General features: G+C 48.5%; 6 protein-coding genes and 2 pseudogenes. 2 read left to right on the top strand and 6 right to left on the bottom strand.

All coding sequences use genetic code 11. The features are described 5' to 3' along the window. Window positions 1-155 precede the first annotated feature (155 nt). Window positions 156-647, top strand: a complete 492-nt coding sequence (locus B3D59_RS02115) for a hypothetical protein (RefSeq protein WP_286817430.1) — start codon at window positions 156-158, stop codon at window positions 645-647. 91 nt (window positions 648-738) lie between these two features. Here B3D59_RS02115 and B3D59_RS02110 read toward each other — a convergent pair whose 3' ends face one another. From B3D59_RS02110 to B3D59_RS02095, 4 genes and pseudogenes are all read right to left on the bottom strand, one after another. Further along, complete coding sequence (locus tag B3D59_RS02110; RefSeq protein WP_286817429.1) at window positions 739-1,164, bottom strand: hypothetical protein; 426 nt, start codon at window positions 1,162-1,164, stop codon at window positions 739-741. A 41-nt stretch (window positions 1,165-1,205) separates the two neighbouring features. After that, window positions 1,206-1,715 (bottom strand): hypothetical protein, encoded by a 510-nt coding sequence (locus tag B3D59_RS02105; protein WP_286817428.1) that lies wholly within the window; start codon window positions 1,713-1,715, stop codon window positions 1,206-1,208. 521 nt (window positions 1,716-2,236) lie between these two features. Further along, window positions 2,237-2,461: a hypothetical protein gene (locus tag B3D59_RS02100; RefSeq protein ID WP_286817427.1), complete on the bottom strand. Its 225-nt coding sequence runs from the start codon at window positions 2,459-2,461 to the stop codon at window positions 2,237-2,239. Between the two features lie 18 nt (window positions 2,462-2,479). Next, window positions 2,480-2,688: pseudogene (locus tag B3D59_RS02095) on the bottom strand (transposase); the annotation flags it as partial. On the opposite strand from B3D59_RS02095, the gene B3D59_RS02090 reads away from it, so the two are divergent. Further along, window positions 2,620-2,778 (top strand): hypothetical protein, encoded by a 159-nt coding sequence (locus tag B3D59_RS02090; protein WP_286817426.1) that lies wholly within the window; start codon window positions 2,620-2,622, stop codon window positions 2,776-2,778. The pseudogene B3D59_RS02095 and the gene B3D59_RS02090 overlap by 69 nt on opposite strands. 20 nt (window positions 2,779-2,798) lie before the next feature. Here the strand turns inward: B3D59_RS02090 and B3D59_RS18410 are convergent. Then, a pseudogene (locus B3D59_RS18410) lies at window positions 2,799-2,858 on the bottom strand (hypothetical protein); the annotation flags it as partial. A gap of 60 nt (window positions 2,859-2,918) precedes the next feature. Next, the gene (locus B3D59_RS02085; RefSeq protein ID WP_286817425.1) at window positions 2,919-3,107 is read right to left on the bottom strand and encodes a hypothetical protein; all 189 of its coding nucleotides are present in this window, start codon (window positions 3,105-3,107) and stop codon (window positions 2,919-2,921) included. Between the last annotated feature and the right edge of the window lie 236 nt (window positions 3,108-3,343).

Genomic DNA, 3,343 nt, shown 5'->3' with positions numbered 1-3,343 from the left:
CCACCATCCGCAATCTGACCTGGTGCCTGCCGCCCATTCTCTTTGAGGCGGAGCTGGCCCTGATGCACAAACAGCTCACCCTTCTTATCCGCTCCGGCTTCAAGAGCTTTCAGCTCGGCCATATCAGTCAGGCCTGGATGTTTCAGGGGGAGCGGGTGCATCTCAGCTGCGATTATACCGTCAACCTTATGAACAATCAGGCCCTGGCCGTGGTTGCCCATCTGGGGGCGGAGGCGGCCCAGCTCTCCATTGAGGCCGACCGGACTTTGCTTACCAATCTTTTGAAAAGCAGCCGGGCCAATTCCCAGCATATCCGCAAGGGGCTGACCGTTTACGGCGCGCCCGCCCTCTTTACCGCAAGACTCGCGGCCCGCCACTTTCAGTACGACCGGGTACTGACCAGCCCCAAGGGGGAATCATTCACCATGCACAAAAAAGACGGGCTGGTCAAGACCGTGCCCTGCCGCCCGTTCTCGCTGCTGCCCTATCTTGGAGAACTGCGGGATATGGGGCTTGACTATGTGGTGGTGGATCTCTGCCATCTCCCCGCCAGTTCCAACGATTTGCAGACCCTGGCCGACCGGCTCAGCGGGGCAGGGCGGATGACGAAACTGCCCACCTTCAACTATCTCGGAACGTTGGAGTAAAAAAGCGCTGTGGAATCCGGGACAGAGGAAAAAGGGGAGAAGGGAAAAGAGGGGGGAATTAGATGGGTGGCATGGCTTGCTCGCCATAACTTCAACTTGACAACTTGGAAGCCTGGCACCATTTTTCTTGTTGATTCGTTGAATCTGCTGGATTGCCCGAGGGCATGATTCCACACGCAATTGATTCAATGTCCCATTGAATAGCGACATGGCAAGGATCTTTACCTGTGTATTGCTCGCTATGTTGATATAAGGCATTGCGGCGCACAAAAACCATTCCATCGCGAATTGATGCTTTAAGCTCGTAGTCTGGATATGAGAGCCTGAAGAGCATCACTGAATTGGTCAGGAAGTCGTCATTTGCTCGAAATTCAATTGTTCCAGCGGGAGGGCAGAAATCAGAAAACGAAATCTGACTCTTCAGTTGGGTGAAGAGTTCGAGCCTTGCAGGGCCTAGAGTGCGGGAATCATGCATATGCATAACGATGAAATAACCTGCCGGCCGAGATGCTGCCATTTTTAAGAACGCGCTTGATTCCGGTCGGGTTTATTGACTTGTTAGAACGTATTAATGACGTAACTGAAAATTTTCTCTACTGCTGACCAGTTTGTTACGATAGTCGTTAATCCAGCAAAAGATGTAATAATAGGTGCAAATTGCTTGATTCTTTCAAGAAGGTGTGGCCAACCAACTGCTGCGGGTACAATTATTTGCTGAAGCCCTTCTGCTGCGAGAGGCCCATTTTTCAGGTGTTTCAAATCCTTTGTTGGAATAGTCCATCCATTTAGAAGTTCATACTTCATGGGGAAACCCTTTATTGGCATGTTGTCACTTTGCATCGGAGTCCGCAAAGGCATCATGTCCGTCTCGGAACACCGAAACATAAGCCACCGATAAAGTTGCCAAACTGTATGTTTTTCTTTCCAGAAAAAATCTAGAACACGAAATATAATAGTTAACGGCTTACGGCGAATTTCTTTGGTTTTGTGATCAATGTACCAGTACAACGCGACATCTTCGTGTGCTTGAAGCATTGCGCGTTGTTGCTCTGGGGTTGGGTTGGCCATATATCCTCCCGTTATAGTTGCCAGTGGCTTGAAATTATATGAAAATCACATTGCCAACCTTTGGGTAATGTTGCTACCACTTAGCCGAGTTCTAACTAAGAGCGTTTTATCATTCGTCCCGCCCAGGCAATACCATTGTCATCCATGATCCCGGAACCGTGATTCTACTCCAGATATCCGGCAGGCAGAGCGGGATGATTGATAAAATGTTGTTGGACTGAGCCGCGGGTTCGAAGGAAGTTGTTTTTAATTCCTATGGAGTATGTTTATAACACTCTGAAACTGCAAAGCAAACTTTTTGTGAGACATGCAGATACTGTGGCAAGGGATATAGGAATTCGTTGCTGGAGGGGGAAGAGGGAATGAAATTGTTTTTTTCTGCTTTTCTGGAGTCATCCATGGTTATTCTTGGATTATTTTTGCATATTTTTGCATGATTTTCCTGAAATTCAGACGCACCACTGCTAACCCTCTGCTGAGGTTCTTAAAAAAAAACGATTTTGCATGGAACTCTTGTCAAGTCAACTGCTGTTCACTGGCAGCAGCATTGCACCATGCACCATTGTTCCCTGCATACAGTGGGGACAGCGCAGAATATCTCTGCCGGTCAGGCGAAACATCTTTTCCCGGATTGTTTCGGTGGCAAAGGATATGATCCCCATGAATTTGCCAATCAGTCTGCGGATTAGAAGCACCGCTTTTCCTTTGCATATGTTGGCGAGAAATCCATAGTACCTGATCTTCATGAACCGATGCGGTAAGACATGGAGCAGAAAACGACAAATGAATTCCGTTGCTGCCAGAGTCATTATTCTGTTTTTGTTGTTATCGCTGCGGTCCTTATAGGTGATGTTACCTGGTTGTTACCAATTGCCTTTATCCGGTGGTTGGAAATAACGATCCAATGGGTGTAACAACCAAGATAGGCAAGGACCTGCTCAGGGCCGGCAAAGGGCTTTTTGGCATAGACGATTCAGTCCTTCACCCCGCTTCCCGTATACAGGTCGCGCTGTTTTCCGGGAGGATGAGGGACGCAATCCGGCTTTCCACCATGGTGAGGTAGCGTTTCTTAAACTCTTTGGCCAGGTGTTTCACATGGAAAAAGAAGGTGTCCTTGCTTGCAATCCAACGTCTTCCATCCAATGAGAGCGCACCTGCCGGGACAAGACAGTGGATATGAAAATGATCGACGAGGGTCTGGCTTCAGGTATGCAGTACCGTCAAAAGCCCCGGTTTCCCTCCAAGATGCCATTGCGGATCGGCAGCAAAGGCAAACAGGGTATCCCGTACCGCTGTAAACAGACAGGTAAACAGCACTTTTTTGTTGAGCAGAATAAGAGAATTGAGGTCATGCGGGACCTCGATGAACGGGACAAATGTCTTACAGCTCATTTTTTTGTCAAAAGAACAAGTAAATGAGCTGTAAGGCACTGATAAAATAAGGCTGAATCCTGCAAGGGCTGGACGTCTACAGTCTCCAGGAGGGTGGAAGATGTCAAGACTCGAGCAATTGCAGGATTCGGGGGGGATGTTGGGTGTTAAAACGCCATGCTTACCGATATTCCGCCGTAGATGTAGTCGTCGTCATTGCCATCTTTACTGGTTGCTTCCATCAGATCTTCCGCGTC

This window comes from Desulfobacter sp. UBA2225, assembly GCF_002348205.1.
Classification (GTDB): Bacteria; Desulfobacterota; Desulfobacteria; order Desulfobacterales; family Desulfobacteraceae; genus Desulfobacter; species Desulfobacter postgatei.
This window is presented reverse-complemented; position numbering and strand designations above follow the sequence as displayed.

Coding starts and splice junctions, on each gene's coding strand:
- B3D59_RS02110 (WP_286817429.1), bottom strand. CDS start 1,164: ATGGCAGCATCTCGGCCGGCAGGTTATTTCATCGTTATGCATATGCAT.
- B3D59_RS02105 (WP_286817428.1), bottom strand. CDS start 1,715: ATGGCCAACCCAACCCCAGAGCAACAACGCGCAATGCTTCAAGCACAC.
- B3D59_RS02100 (WP_286817427.1), bottom strand. CDS start 2,461: ATGAAGATCAGGTACTATGGATTTCTCGCCAACATATGCAAAGGAAAA.
- B3D59_RS02090 (WP_286817426.1), top strand. CDS start 2,620: ATGGGTGTAACAACCAAGATAGGCAAGGACCTGCTCAGGGCCGGCAAA.
- B3D59_RS02085 (WP_286817425.1), bottom strand. CDS start 3,107: ATGAGCTGTAAGACATTTGTCCCGTTCATCGAGGTCCCGCATGACCTC.